Source organism: Methylobacterium sp. P5_C11 (genome assembly GCF_054049775.1).
Window position 1 is genome coordinate 13,171 of the sequence record NZ_JBFULS010000017.1, and the last position, 12,778, is coordinate 25,948.

At 72.1% G+C, this 12,778-nt stretch carries 10 protein-coding genes; 9 read left to right on the top strand and 1 reads right to left on the bottom strand.

Going from position 1 to position 12,778, the window contains the following annotated elements; genetic code table 11:
* Nucleotides 1–18: 18 nt before the first annotated feature.
* Nucleotides 19–2,955 carry a bifunctional [glutamine synthetase] adenylyltransferase/[glutamine synthetase]-adenylyl-L-tyrosine phosphorylase gene (locus tag ACXJKQ_RS11465; RefSeq protein ID WP_457105870.1) on the bottom strand — a complete coding sequence of 979 codons (2,937 nt, stop codon included), beginning with the start codon at nt 2,953–2,955 and terminating at the stop codon, nt 19–21.
* Nucleotides 2,956–3,394: 439 nt separating this feature from the next.
* Between ACXJKQ_RS11465 and chpT the strand changes: the two genes are divergently transcribed.
* The 9 genes from chpT to ACXJKQ_RS11510 all read left to right on the top strand — a co-directional run bounded on the left by chpT (nt 3,395) and on the right by ACXJKQ_RS11510 (nt 12,771).
* Complete coding sequence (gene chpT, locus ACXJKQ_RS11470; protein ID WP_457105871.1) at nt 3,395–4,105, top strand: histidine phosphotransferase ChpT; 711 nt, start codon at nt 3,395–3,397, stop codon at nt 4,103–4,105.
* A gap of 103 nt (nt 4,106–4,208) precedes the next feature.
* A complete protein-coding gene (locus ACXJKQ_RS11475; protein ID WP_457105872.1) occupies nt 4,209–6,932 on the top strand; it encodes a hybrid sensor histidine kinase/response regulator in 2,724 nt (907 codons plus the stop codon).
* Nucleotides 6,933–6,977: 45 nt separating this feature from the next.
* The gene (locus ACXJKQ_RS11480; protein WP_457105873.1) at nt 6,978–7,475 is read left to right on the top strand and encodes a chemotaxis protein CheW; all 498 of its coding nucleotides are present in this window, start codon (nt 6,978–6,980) and stop codon (nt 7,473–7,475) included.
* 11 nt (nt 7,476–7,486) lie between these two features.
* Nucleotides 7,487–7,879, top strand: a complete 393-nt coding sequence (locus ACXJKQ_RS11485; RefSeq protein WP_457105874.1) for a response regulator — start codon at nt 7,487–7,489, stop codon at nt 7,877–7,879.
* A gap of 56 nt (nt 7,880–7,935) precedes the next feature.
* Nucleotides 7,936–9,138: a protein-glutamate methylesterase/protein-glutamine glutaminase gene (locus ACXJKQ_RS11490; RefSeq protein ID WP_457105875.1), complete on the top strand. Its 1,203-nt coding sequence runs from the start codon at nt 7,936–7,938 to the stop codon at nt 9,136–9,138.
* The gene (locus ACXJKQ_RS11495) at nt 9,135–9,998 is read left to right on the top strand and encodes a CheR family methyltransferase (RefSeq protein ID WP_457105876.1); all 864 of its coding nucleotides are present in this window, start codon (nt 9,135–9,137) and stop codon (nt 9,996–9,998) included. The genes ACXJKQ_RS11490 and ACXJKQ_RS11495 overlap by 4 nt, the downstream gene beginning before the upstream one ends.
* Nucleotides 9,999–10,269: 271 nt before the next feature.
* Nucleotides 10,270–10,800, top strand: coding sequence for a hypothetical protein (locus tag ACXJKQ_RS11500; protein WP_457105877.1), 531 nt, complete (start codon nt 10,270–10,272; stop codon nt 10,798–10,800).
* 136 nt (nt 10,801–10,936) lie between these two features.
* Entirely contained in the window at nt 10,937–11,941 is a 1,005-nt protein-coding gene (locus ACXJKQ_RS11505; RefSeq protein WP_457105878.1) for an asparaginase, read from the top strand.
* 296 nt (nt 11,942–12,237) lie between these two features.
* Nucleotides 12,238–12,771, top strand: coding sequence for an isochorismatase family protein (locus ACXJKQ_RS11510; RefSeq protein ID WP_457105879.1), 534 nt, complete (start codon nt 12,238–12,240; stop codon nt 12,769–12,771).
* The last annotated feature ends 7 nt before the right edge of the window (nt 12,772–12,778 follow it).

Consider the following 12,778-nt stretch of genomic DNA (forward strand, 5'->3'; position numbering starts at 1 on the left):
GGCGCGTGGAGCGCGCCGTCATCCGCGGTCCGGGCGGCGCGGGGTCTGCACCGTCCGACGGATCCGTGCCAGGAGAGCCTGGCTCCGGCGCCGGTGGCGGCGCAGCTCCGCCGCGAGGCCGCGCGCGTCCGGCAGGCCCACGGCCTTGGCGATCTGCCGGGCCGCGGTCTCGGACGGGTCCGCGGCGGGATCGGTCATCACGAGCCGCTGCCACTGGTAGACCGCGTCGAGGAACCCGTAGGTCTCGGCAAGGGATTCCGCGGCGGCCTCCGGCAGGAGGCCGCGCGCCCCGGCCCCGCGCAGGACGGCCTCCGCGCCGAGGCCGACACAGGCGGGCCAGGCATGGGCGTGGCTCAGCACGATGGCCTGGGCCAGGAAGTCGAGGTCGAACAGCGCCCCCGGCGCGAGCTTCAGGTCGGCGGGGCCGCCATGGCCGCGCTCGCGGGCGACGAGCGCCCGCATCGCGCCGGCCTCGGCGCAGACCGCGGCGGGGTCGCGGGGGCGCCCGAGGATCCCGGCGATCTCCGCCGTGACCGCGGCGCCCAGGGTCGCGTCGCCGGCCACGACCCGGGCGCGGGCGAGGGCCATGTGCTCCCAGAGCTCCGCCTCGCCCCTGTGATAGGCGGAAAAGCCGCTGTGCTGCACGGCGGGCGGGCTGTGGCTGCCGTGGGGCCGCAGCCGCAGGTCGACCGCGTAGAGCCGGCCCCGCCGCGTCGCGGTGGTGAGCGCCGCGAACAGGCGCTGCGCCAGGCGGTTGTAGGCCACCACGGCGTCGAGGGGCCGCCGGCCGTCGCTGGTGCGGTCCTCGGGGTCGAAATCGTAGAGGAACACGAGGTCGAGGTCGGATTCGGCGCTGAGCTGCCGGGATCCGAGGCGCCCCAGCGCCAGGACGCAGCACCGCCCCCTCGGCACGGCGCCGTGGTCCTGGGCGAACCGGCGCTCCTCCGCCTCCAGGCTCACCGTCACCGTCGCCTCGGCGATCGCCGTGTAGGCCTCGCCGGCCTGATGCGGGGTGAGGATGCCCGACAGGAGGCGCGCGCCCGTGACGAAGGTCATCTGGCGCGTGGCGTCCCGGCAGCGGTCGAGGAACTCCTCGTGGCTGGCCGGCTCGCCCACCAGCGCCCGGTACTGGGCGCGCACCGCGTCGGGATCCGTGGTCGGCGTGACGAAGTCCGCGTCCAGCACCGTGTCGAGGACGTGCGGGCTTAGGCCCACCGTGTCGGCGAGGCGCGGCGCGGTCCCGAGGATGTCGGCGAAGAGCACCCGCAGGCGCTCGTGCGAGCGCAGGATCGCCAGAAGTTCGGCCAGGGCTGGCATACGCGCGAAGGCGCGGTCGAGGGCGAGCAGCGCCCCGTCCGGGTCTGTGGTGCCGCCGAGCGCCCGCAGCAGGGCCGGCAGCATCTCGGCGAGGATCTCGCGGGCGCGGCCGGTCCGCAGCGCCGGGCGGCGCCCGAGATGCCAGCCCTGCACGGTTTCCCAGGCGAGGGCCGGGTCGCGGAACCCGAAGACCCCGAGCCGAGCCAGGGTGGCGGGCTCCGGCTCGGTCACGCCGAAGACGAGGCCGTCGTCCCCGGCCTCCGCCGACTCGAACAGCAGGGCGTAGTGCGCCTGCACCCGGCCGGCATGATGCAGCAGCGCCGCCTCGAAGGCCGCCAGATCGGGAAACCCGGAGAACAAGGCCAGCCCGGTCAGCGCCTCGGTCCCTGTGGGCAGGCGCTGGGTCTGCTCGTCCCGGACCATCTGGACCCGGTGCTCGAGGGTGCGCAGGAAGGCGTAGGCCGCGCTCAGCTCGTCCCGGGCCTGTCCGTCGATCCAGCCCTCCGCGACAAGCTCGGCGAGCATCGCGACGGTGCGCCGGCCCCGCAGGGCCGGTTTGCGGCCGCCGAAGACGAGCTGCTGGGTCTGGACGAAGAACTCGATCTCCCGGATGCCGCCGCGGCCGATCTTGATGTCGTGGCCGGCCACCGCGATGGTCTCGTGGCCGCGGACCATGTGGATCTGCCGCTTCAGGGCGTGGATCTCGGCGATGGCCGGGAAGTCGAAGTGCCGCCGCCAGATGAACGGCGCGAGTTCGGCGAGGAAGGCCTCCCCGGTCGGGATGTCGCCGGCGATCGGCCGGGCCTTGATGAAGGCCGCGCGCTCCCAGTTCTGGCCCAGCGTCTGGTAATAGTCGAAGGCGAAGACGGTGGAGAGCGCCACCGCGGTGGAGCCCGGGTCCGGCCGCAGCCGGTAGTCGATGCGGTGGACGTAGCCCTCCGGGGTCCGGTCGGCCAGGAGCTTCACCAGCCCCTGCGCGAGCTTGACGAAGAACGCCTTCGGGTCCCCGCCGGTCGCCGCCGCGGCGGGCTCGGCCTCGTAGAAGACCACCAAGTCGATGTCGCTCGAGTAGTTCAGTTCGCAGCCGCCGAGCTTGCCGAGCCCCAGGACGATCAGGCCGGACCCGTCCTGCGGCCGGTCCGGATCGGCCGGCTTGAAGCGCCCGGCCGCCATGCCCTGCCGGAGCAGCGCCTCGGTCGCGGCGCTCACCGAGGCGTCCGCGAAGGCCGACAGGGCGTGGGTCACCGCGTCGAGGTCCCAGCAGCCGCCGAGATCGGCCAGGGCGACCAGGAGGGCGTGCGCCTCCCGATGGGCGCGCAGGCGGCGTCCGACCTCCGCGAGGTCCGGATTCGCCCCGCAGGCGGCGCCGACCGCGCGCTGACGGGTGATGATGTCCAGGCTCGCCGCGTCCGGCGGCTGCTCCAGCAGGGCGACGAGCCGGTCGGGCGACCGGGTGGCCGCCCGCCAGAGGAAGGGAGAATGGTCGGCGAGCCCGAGGAGCAACGCCCGGCAGGGCTGCGTCAGGAAGCCGGCCGGCAAGGCGGGCTCGAGTTCGGCGAGCCGGTCCCGCGCGGCGTCGGGATCGGCGAGGCGGAGGCACGGCCTCAGGCTCTCGCGCAGGGTCGGGGCGGACGGCATCGGCGCCTCAGCGTGTCCGCCGGGCCGCACGCCCGGGGCGCCGGGCTCGGGTCGCGGGCCATCCGTTCCGGAGGCCGGGTCTGTCTCTCATGCCGCATCCTCCCTGGCGCGACGGCGCCGGCATCCTAGCCGATCCGGGCCGCCTGTGTCCGGCTCCGCGCGCATGCCCGTGACGGTCCGGCCTCGGCGCGGGTCCGGAATCGGCGGTCGCCCCGCCCCTCCGTCCAATCCGGTAACGCTTTTCAAAGCTGACCGTGGCGTCTATCCGTGCGGACCGGTCGTCGCCCCCGGCCCGACCTGCAGGTCGCGCAGGATCCTGTCGGGCGACCCGATCGCCGCAGGGGCGGCCGAGGACCGGGGCGTCCGGGAGCCGGCAGCCCCAATCGGGGCTCCGGCCCGCAGACTTCCGCTTTCCAGATCCGCCTGCCCGGAGCGCACCATGTCCTCCCCGACCTCGCCCACCCTGAACCTCGACGGCCTCGACCTCGCGGCCCTGCTCTGCTCCCGCGTCTGCCACGACGTGATCAGCCCCGTCGGCGCGATCGTGAACGGGCTCGAGGTCCTGGAGGACGACCAGGACGAATCGATGCGGACCTTTGCCCTGGAGTTGATCGGCAAGAGCGCCCGACAGGCCTCGGCGCGGCTGAAATTCGCCCGGATCGCCTTCGGTGCCGCGGGATCGGCCGGCGCCTCCATCGACCTCGGCGACGCCGAGAGCGTGGCCAAGGGCATGTTCGTCGACGACAAGACCAAGCTGACCTGGAGCGCCCCGCAGGCCCTGTTCCCCAAGAACAAGGTCAAGCTCCTACTGAACCTCGTGATGGTCGCGACCTCGGCGATTCCCCGGGGCGGAGTGATCGATGTCGTCGTCTCCGGCGACGCCGAGGCGCCCACCCTCGTGCTCAAGGCCAAGGGCTCGCATGCCCGCATTCCCCCCCACGTGGAGGAGCTGATGGCCGGCAGCCCCGAGAGCGGCACGGTCGACGCCCACGGCATCCTGCCGTTCTACGCAGGCCTCGTTGCGCGGGCCGCCGCCATGGATGTGCGATTCGCCATCGAGGGTGATGAGGTGACGATCACCGCCGCGCCCGCAGTGATCGTCACACCTGAGGCCCCCGCCGGCGAGGCTTCGGACACGGCGCTGGCGTGAGATTCTGAAAAACCAAGGCGCGAGGTCGGGATGGAAACGCTTCCCTAACCTCGCGCGAGTAAGTACGTTGCGCGAGACCTTCTCTGCGTAACGAGTAGCGACTATGGACGACCTGCTTCGCGAGTTTCTGACCGAGAGCGGGGAGCATCTCGACACGGTCGATGCAGAGCTTGTTCGGTTCGAGCAGGATCCGAATAACGAGACAATTCTTCGGAACATCTTCCGACTCGTCCATACGATCAAGGGAACGTGCGGGTTCCTCGGTCTTCCGCGGCTCGAAGCCTTGGCGCACGCCGCGGAAACCCTGATGGGCCGCTTCCGCGACGGCCTGCCCGCCACGTCGGATTCGGTCACCCTGATTCTGCTGACGCTGGACCGGCTGAAGGCGATCCTGGCCGACCTGGAAGCCACCGGCACGGAGCCCTCGGGCTCGGACGACGACCTCATTTCCGCCCTGGAGCGCATGGCCGCGGCGGAGCCGGAGGCCGCGGCCCCGCCGCCGGAGCCGGTGCTGCCCGATCCCGTGGTCCGCGAGCTGAAGCCCGGGGAGGTGTCCCTGGAGGATCTGGAGGCCGCCTTCCTGTCGGCCCCGGGACCGGACGAATCGGATCTCCTCGCGCCGCCCGCCCCTGTGCCGGCTCCGGTCCCGGCGCCCGCCGCGGTCCGGGCGCCCGTGGTCGAATCGAAGCCGGCCCCGGCCCGGGACGAGCCCGTCGAGGCCGAGAAGGCCGAGCCGGTCCGGGCCGAGAAGGCGGAGACCGCCGAGGGCGAGACGACCGCGGCCGCCAAGAACCAGACGATCCGGGTGAACGTCGACACCCTCGAGCACCTGATGACGATGGTCTCGGAGCTGGTGCTGACGCGCAACCAGCTCCTGGAGATCGCCCGCCGGCACGAGGATTCGAGCTACAAGGTCCCGCTGCAGCGCCTGTCCCACGTGACGGCCGAGCTGCAGGAAGGCGTGATGAAGACGCGCATGCAGCCGATCGGCAATGCGTGGCAGAAGCTGCCGCGCGTCGTGCGCGATCTCTCGGCGGAACTCGGCAAGCAGATCGACCTCGTGATGGTCGGCAACGAGACCGAGCTCGACCGGCAGGTCCTTGAGGTCATCAAGGACCCGCTGACCCACATGGTCCGCAACTCGGCCGATCACGGCCTGGAATCGACCGCCGAGCGCGTGGCGGCGGGCAAGCCCGCCCGCGGCACGATCCGGCTCGCTGCCTACCATGAGGGCGGCACGATCACGATCGAGATCGCCGACGACGGCAAGGGCCTGAACCTCGCGGCGATCCGCCAGAAGGCGGTGCAGCGCGGCCTCGCCTCCCAGGCCGACGTCGAGCGGATGACCGACGCCCAGGTCGCGAAGTTCATCTTCCACGCCGGCTTCTCCACGGCGGCGGCCGTGACGTCGGTCTCGGGCCGCGGCGTCGGCATGGACGTGGTCAAGACCAACATCGAGACCATCGGCGGCCTGATCGACATCGCCACCACTGCGGGCCGCGGCACCACCTTCACCATCAAGATCCCGCTGACGCTGGCCATCGTGGCCGCCCTGATCGTGCGGGCGGGCGAGCACCGCTTCGCCCTGCCGCAGGTGGCGGTGCTGGAGCTGGTCCGGGTCGATGCCGGGGCGCAGCGGGTCGAGCACATCAACGGCGCGCCGGTGCTGCGCCTGCGCGAGCGGCTCCTGCCGATCGTCTCCCTCACCGGCCTGCTCGGGCAGTCGAGCCCGGGCGGAGCGGCGGAGCAGGCGGGCTTCGTGGTGGTCGCGCAGGTCGGGCGCGAGCGTTTCGGCATCCTGGTCGACGAGGTCTTCCACACGGAGGAGATCGTCGTGAAGCCGATGTCGGTGAAGCTGCGGCACATCCCGATGTTCGCCGGCAACACGATCCTGGGCGACGGCGCCGTGGTGCTGATCGTCGATCCGAACGGCGTGGCCCGGCAGGTGGCGCAGGGCGTCCAGGGCAGCGGCGGCCACATCGACGCCGACGCCGACGAGGCGGTGGAGATGGCCGACACCAAGACCACGCTCCTGGTGTTCAAGGGCGGCCAGGGCAGCTTCAAGGCGGTGCCGCTGTCGCTGGTCACGCGCCTCGAGGAGATCGAGTGCGCCAAGGTCGAGTGGCTCGGCGGCCGCGCGCTCATCCAGTACCGCGGGCGCCTGATGCCCCTGGTCCCGGCCGACGCGGCGATCACCATCAAGTCGGAGGGGACGCAGGCCCTGGTGGTGTTCTCCGACGGCGAGCGCGCCATGGGGCTGGTGGTCGACGAGATCGTCGACATCGTCGAGGAGCGCCTCGACATCGAGATCGCGGCGGACCGCTCCGACCTGATCGGCTCGGCGGTTCTGCGGGGCCGGGCGACCGACATCATCAACATCGCCCACTTCCTGCCGCTGGCCTACGACGACTGGGCGCGCGGCCTGAAGCGGCCCGAGCAGGTCTCTACGGTCCTGCTGGTGGACGATTCGGCCTTCTTCCGCGACATGCTGAGCCCGGTGCTGAAGGCGGCGGGCTACCAGGTGGTCACCGCGTCGAGCGCGGAGACCGCGCTCGCGGCCCTGCAGGCCGACCCGCAGATCGAGGTGGTGGTCACCGACCTGGAGATGCCGGGCCGCAGCGGCTTCGACCTCGTCGCGGCCATGCGCCGGGCCGAGCCGCGCCTCGCCGCCCTCCCGGTGATCGGCCTGACCGGCGCCATCGGCGCCGACGCGGTGGAGCGGGCTCGGACCCTGGCGATCAACGATCTCGTGGCGAAATTCGACCGCAGCGGCCTGGTCGCGGCCCTGGCCGAGATCGGCGCCACCCTGGTCTCCAAAGCCGCCTGATTTCTGGGCCGCCCGCCCCACGACGATCGAATCCGGAGAGTTCTGATGCAGGCTGCCAACGCCAATGTCACCGGCACCGAGACCGGTACCACCGACGACTTCGTCACCGTCTTCGTGGGCGAAACCCTGTTCGGCTTGGCGATCGAGCGGGTCCACGACGTGTTCGTCCCCTCGGGCGTGACGCCGGTGCCCCTGGCACCCGCCGAGATCGTCGGCCTCCTGAACCTGCGCGGCCGCGTGGTCACGGCCATGAGCCTGCGCCGGCGCCTGGGCCTGCCCGACGCCGAGGCGGAGGGCGCCAAGGCCACCCCGAAGATGGCGATCGGCCTGGAGCAGGCCGGCGAGACGTTCGCCCTGGTGGTCGACGGCGTGGGCGAGGTGCTCAAGCTCGGGGCCGACAGCCGCGAGGCGGTGCCGATCAACCTCGATCCCCGGTTCCGCGACCTCGCCACCTGCGTCCACCGCCTCGACGGGCGGCTCCTGGTGATCCTCGACGTTGACGCGCTCCTCGGCTTCACGCCTGCCGGCGCCAAGGCGGCTTGAGGGTGACGTCGATGAAGGCGCCGCACGAGACAACCTGCCTGGTGGTGGACGATTCCGCGGTTATCCGGAAGGTCGCCCGGCGGATCATCGAGGATCTCGGCATGAACGTCAGCGAGGCCGAGGATGGCAGCGCCGCCCTCGAAGCCTGCGCGGCCAGCATGCCCGATGCGATCCTGCTCGACTGGAACATGCCGAACATGGACGGCTACGCCTTCCTCCAGGCCCTGCGCCGGAGTGAGGGGGGCGAGGTCCCGAAGGTCCTGTTCTGCACCACCGAGAACGATGTCGGGGCTATCGCCCGCGCCCTCCGGGCGGGGGCGGACGAGTACATCATGAAACCCTTCGATCGCGACATCCTGACGGCCAAGCTCGAACAGGTCGGCCTCGTCGCCGATGCGGCCTGACCGCACGTCCCGTTCCAACGCCCCTGCACCCGCGACCTGTACCCGAGGCAAGCATCATGGCCCTGAGTCCCGCGGTTGCCCCGCTGCGTACGCCAACGTCCCAGAGCACGACCGCATCAGCCCCCGCGATCCGAGTGCTGGTGGCCGATGATTCCGCCGTCGTGCGCGGCCTCGTCGCCCGCTGGATCGGCGAGGCCGGGTTCGAACTCGTCGGCACGGCTTCGAACGGCCGGATCGCCCTGGAGCTGATGGCCAAGCAGGACCCGGACGTGGTCCTGCTCGACATCGAGATGCCGGAACTGGACGGCACAACCGCGCTGCCGCGCATGCTCGCCATGAGCCCGAGCGTGCAGGTCGTGATGATGTCGACGCTGACGACGCGCAACGCCGACATCTCCCTGAAATGCCTCGCCCTCGGCGCGGTGGACTACATTGCCAAGCCCGAGAGCAGCCGCGGCGTCACCACCTCGGACACGTTCCGGGTCGAGCTGATCGAGCGCGTCCGCGTATTCGGCTCCGCCCGCGCGCGGAACCGGCGCCCCGCCCCCGCCACCGGTTACGCCCCGGGACACCACGCCGCCCCCGCACCGGCGGCCGCCACGCCTCCGGTGCCGGCCACGCCGCGCCCCGCGACCCCGTTCACGCTTCGCCCCAAGGTCCGTACCCGCACCCAGCCGCGGGCTCTCCTGATCGGTTCCTCCACCGGCGGCCCGCGGGCGGTGGGCGAGATGCTGGAGGGAATCGGCTCCGCGGCCCTGCGGCGCCTGCCGGTCCTGATCGTCCAGCACATGCCGCCGATCTTCACGGCGGTCTTCGCCGAGCACCTGGCGACCCGCACCGGGATCCCGGCGGCCGAGGGCAAGGCCGACGAGCGGGTCGAGCCGGGCCGCATCTACGTGGCGCCGGGCGGCCGACACATGGGGCTCGCCGCGGGGGCCAACGGTCCGACCATCAAGCTCACCGACGGCCCGCCGGTGAATTTCTGCCGCCCGGCGGTGGACGTCCTGTTCAAGGATGCGGCGGTCGTGTTCGGGGCCGCTACCGCCACCGTGATCCTCACCGGCATGGGCTCGGACGGCACCAACGGCGCCCGGGCGCTCACCGAGGCCGGCGGTCCGGTCTTGGCTCAGGATGAGGCCACCAGCACGGTCTGGGGCATGCCGGGCAGCGTCGCGCGGGCCGGGCTCGCCGAGGCTGTGCTGCCACTCCCCGAACTCGCGACGGCGTTGCGCGCCATGATCACGGGGCAGCCGGCATGACCGAACTCGAGTTCGAATTCCTGCGCAGCTTCCTGAAGCAGCGCTCCGGCCTCGCCCTGACCCCGGAAAAGCGCTACCTCGTGGAGAGTCGGCTGACCCCGGTCTGCCGCCGCTTCGCGCTCGCGAGCCTTGGCGACCTGATCGGCGCCCTCAAGCTCGGCCAGAACGGGACGATCGAGCGGGCCGTGGTCGAAGCCATGACCACGAACGAGACCTTCTTCTTCCGCGACCGGATCCCCTTCGACCTGTTCCGCGACACGCTCCTGCCGGACGTTCTGGCGCGCAATGCCGGCCGCCGTCGGCTGCGGATCTGGTGTGCGGCGGCCTCCACCGGGCAGGAGCCGTACTCGCTGGCCATGCTCCTCCAGGAGGCGGCGCCACGGCTCGCCGGCTGGCAGGTGGAGATCGTCGCCACCGACCTGTCCACCGAGGTGATCGAGAGGGCCAAGCTCGGGCTCTACAGCCATTTCGAGGTCCAGCGCGGCCTGCCGGTGCAGTGGCTGATCAAGTACTTCACCCAGGTCGGCGAGCAGTGGCAGATCGCCCAGAGCCTGCGCAGCATGGTGGATTACCGGCAGCTCAACCTGCTGCACAGCTTCGCGTCCCTCGGCCAGTTCGACGTGATCTACTGCCGCAACGTGTTGATCTACTTTGATGCGCCGACGAAATCGGACGTCCTGGCGCGGCTCGCCGCGCAGCTCGCGCCTGAGGGCGCGCTCCTCCTCGGCGCCGCCGAGACGGTGATCGGCCTCACGGATCGGCTTTCGCCGAACCCGAAACACCGCGGGCTCTATGGTCACGCCGAACCCGCGGCGCGCCCGGCCGAGACGGCGCAGCTGCGCATGGCCGCGAGCCTCTGAGACGACCGCGATCGGCACCGCCGATCGCGCCCCCCGATCGCGCCCTTCGGGACCCGCTCGGGGCCGGTCCCGTTGCCGCGGGGCGCCGGGCTTCCGGCCCGGCGCGGAAACGCGGCTTTAAGAATGACGTGGGTAATTTGCACACGGACCCGCCGCCGGGCGATTCCGGCTCTCCCGTGATCCGAGCCCCGTCATGAATACTGTCTCGTCCAACGCGACCGCGCGATTGGCCGCGCCGCGATGGTCGCCGCCCGAATCGCCCAAGACCCGGATGTCCGACACGATCAGCAGCGCACTGTCGGCCGGTACGATCAGCAGCACCGACGCGACCGCCCTCACGGGCGCCCTGAGCACGATCGATTCGAGCCTGTCGTCCGACCGGGCCGGGTCCGCCTCGGCCAGCACCACGACCCGGGCCAAGCTCGATCCGTCCTCCATGAAGGACCGGATCGACGGCCTGATCGCCGATCAGGTCAGCAGCGGCAGCCTCACCGCCGACCAAGCGACGGAGCTGAAAAACCTGTTCTCCAGCCACGGTCAGAGTGTCCAGAGCGCCGACGCCACCGGCGACGTGTCCGGACAGGACGGGCCGCCCCCCGGCCCGCCGCCGGGGGAGTCCGCATCCGGCAGCACCGGGAGCGGGACGTCGTCCTCCACGTCGGTGACGCAGGCGACGACCGACCTGCTTTCGACCTTCATCCAGCAGCTCCAGGGCAGCCAGTCGGGCAGCGCCAGCTATGGCGCGGGCGGCACCACCAACGGCGGCACGATCTCGGCCCTGCTGGTCGACTTCCGGAGCTGACGCGCCGGGGCGGGCCGTGGGATCTCTCGCCCGGCGCATCGCCCGCCTGCGCGCGGCCGGGGTCGACCCCGGCCGCGCGACGCGGCATCACGACGCCATCGCAGGCGCGCGACCGGTCGCGGTCGGGAGGAACGGCATGGTGGCAGGATTACCCAAGGTCGCGTTCATCGGCACGGGCGGGACGATCTCGTCCCTCGGACGCGACGCCCTCGATATCCTCGACTACACCGCCACTGACCGGCGCCTCGAAGCCGACGGCATCCTCGCGACGGTCCCCGAACTCGAGACGGTCGCCCGGATGGTGCCGGTGCCGTTCCGGGCGGTCCCCAGCCCGGCGATCGGGTTCGCCGAGTGGCGCGACCTCGTCCGCCTGTGCGAGCGCCTCGCGGCCGAGCATCCGGACCTCGCCGGCATCGTCATCGGGCACGGCACCGCCACCCTGGAGGAGACCGCCTACGCCCTCAGCCTGACCCTGACGGTGGACCTGCCGGTGGTGCTGGTCGGGTCGCAGCGCCCCATGAGCGCGCTGTCCACCGATGCCAAGCTCAACCTCGTGGCCGCAATCCGCACCGCCGCGGATCCGGCCTCCCGCGGGCGCGGCGTGCTGGTGGTGCTCAACGACGAGATCCAGGCGGCGCGCGAGGTGACCAAGACCTCGGTGGCCCGGCTCCAGACCTTCCGGACGGCGGATTTCGGGGTGCTCGGCCAGGTCGACGGCGCGGCCGTCCGCTACTATCGCCGCTCGGAGCGGGCGCACGCGCCGGGCACGCCCTTCGACATCCGCAGCCTGCCCGCGCTGCCCCGGGTCGACATCGCCTACGGCTACGCCGATGCCGACGGCACCGCGGTCCGGGCCTTCCGGGCGGCCGGCGCGCGCGGCCTGGTTTCGGCCGGCCTCGCCCCGGGCATGACTCCGCCCGCCGAGGCCGAGGCCCTGGAGGCGGCGGCCGCCGACGGCCTCGTGGTGGTGATGTCGACCCGGGCCGGGAGCGGCGTGGTCCCCCTCACCACCCGGCTGCGCACGCGCGGCATCCTCAGCGCCGACAACCTGACGCCGCAGAAGGCCCGGATCCTGCTCGCCCTGGCGCTGACCGTCACGACGGAGCCGGAGGCGGTGGCGCGGCTGTTTGCGACCTATTAGGCTCTGAGACGGCCGTCGGCGGCGCGGGCGCGGACACGCCCGGCGCCGTTGCGCGCCGCCCGTGCACGATGCGGCGGAGCGGATCACAGGTCGTCGCCTGACTGCGGGTGCGACGCGGCGCTGGAGCGGTCGGCCGGGTGCGGTCAAATCGGGTCCGGGGCAAGGGGCCGGCTTCGGCTCCGTGCGGTCAGGACGCGGACCTGTCATGCCGGCGGCGTGGTTCCAACGCGCGCGGATGCGGCGAGGATGGGGCCGAGCGTCCCCGACAGGCCACGTCCCACAGGTTCCAGAGACCGATGCCGCTGATCGATCCCGCCCGCGCGCTTCTCCTCGTCATCGATGTTCAGGTCCGGCTCATGCCGGCGATCGCCGACGGGGCCGGGGTCATCGCCAACACAGGTCGCCTCGCCGCCGCCGCGAAGCTCTTCGACGTCCCGGTCCTGGTCACCGAGCAGAATGCCGGCGGCCTCGGGCCGACGGTGCCCGCGCTGGCGCCCGAGCCCGGGACGGCTTTTCCAAAGATGCACTTCGGGGCCACCGGGGCACCGGGGTTCCTCGAAGGGCTGCCGGCGGACCGGGACCTCGTGGTCACCGGCTGCGAGGCGCATATCTGCGTGCTGCAGACCGTGCTCGGGCTCCTCGATGCGGGGCGTCGCGCCTTCGTGGTCCGCGACGCCGTGGGCTCGCGGCGGACCGAGAGCCGTGAGGCCGCGCTCACCCGCATGGCAGCCCACGGCGCCGAGATCGTAACCACCGAGATGGTGGTGTTCGAATGGCTCGGAACCGCGCGTCACCCCCGCTTCCGCGAGGTCGTGAAGCTCATCAAGTGAGCGCCGC

Bases quoted from the DNA above. Each gene is read 5' to 3' on its own strand.
- ACXJKQ_RS11505 (WP_457105878.1), top strand. From the start codon at position 10,937: ATGGTGGCAGGATTACCCAAGGTCGCGTTCATCGGCACGGGCGGGACG.
- ACXJKQ_RS11465 (WP_457105870.1), bottom strand. From the start codon at position 2,955: ATGCCGTCCGCCCCGACCCTGCGCGAGAGCCTGAGGCCGTGCCTCCGC.
- ACXJKQ_RS11500 (WP_457105877.1), top strand. From the start codon at position 10,270: ATGTCCGACACGATCAGCAGCGCACTGTCGGCCGGTACGATCAGCAGC.
- ACXJKQ_RS11480 (WP_457105873.1), top strand. From the start codon at position 6,978: ATGCAGGCTGCCAACGCCAATGTCACCGGCACCGAGACCGGTACCACC.
- ACXJKQ_RS11495 (WP_457105876.1), top strand. From the start codon at position 9,135: ATGACCGAACTCGAGTTCGAATTCCTGCGCAGCTTCCTGAAGCAGCGC.
- ACXJKQ_RS11490 (WP_457105875.1), top strand. From the start codon at position 7,936: ATGGCCCTGAGTCCCGCGGTTGCCCCGCTGCGTACGCCAACGTCCCAG.
- ACXJKQ_RS11485 (WP_457105874.1), top strand. From the start codon at position 7,487: ATGAAGGCGCCGCACGAGACAACCTGCCTGGTGGTGGACGATTCCGCG.
- ACXJKQ_RS11475 (WP_457105872.1), top strand. From the start codon at position 4,209: ATGGACGACCTGCTTCGCGAGTTTCTGACCGAGAGCGGGGAGCATCTC.
- chpT (WP_457105871.1), top strand. From the start codon at position 3,395: ATGTCCTCCCCGACCTCGCCCACCCTGAACCTCGACGGCCTCGACCTC.
- ACXJKQ_RS11510 (WP_457105879.1), top strand. From the start codon at position 12,238: ATGCCGCTGATCGATCCCGCCCGCGCGCTTCTCCTCGTCATCGATGTT.